General features: G+C 35.1%; 1 protein-coding gene. It reads right to left on the bottom strand.

Features of this window, described 5'->3' with window-relative positions; genetic code table 11:
• Window positions 1–43: 43 nt before the first annotated feature.
• On the bottom strand, window positions 44–251 hold a 208-nt coding region (locus AACQ14_RS23925; RefSeq protein WP_339366048.1), incomplete at its 5' end, for a cobaltochelatase subunit CobN.

The following is a 251-nucleotide window of genomic DNA, read 5'->3' as shown; positions in this document are numbered from 1 at the left end:
ATAACACTTTACAACCTGACTGTTGAGCTTTATGTAGTAGTATTTAAATATCCTCCTCTATATCCCCCTCCAATTCCAAATATACCTCCAACAACTTCTCCTTCTGCTCATCCGTAGCCTTCCAATAACCTCTCTTCTCATAATCCATCATCTGTTCCACAATAGAAAAATAAGCCCATCTATTATTGTCTTTCAATCTTTCCCTCATCTCATCATCATCAATATATTTGCATAGCAAATATATTGATGAT

The sequence above is a fragment of the Vallitalea maricola genome (genome assembly GCF_036985595.1).
GTDB lineage: Bacteria > Bacillota > Clostridia > Lachnospirales > Vallitaleaceae > Vallitalea > Vallitalea maricola.
The sequence above is the reverse complement of the archived record's forward strand: the minus strand, read 5'-3'. Positions and strand labels throughout refer to the sequence as shown.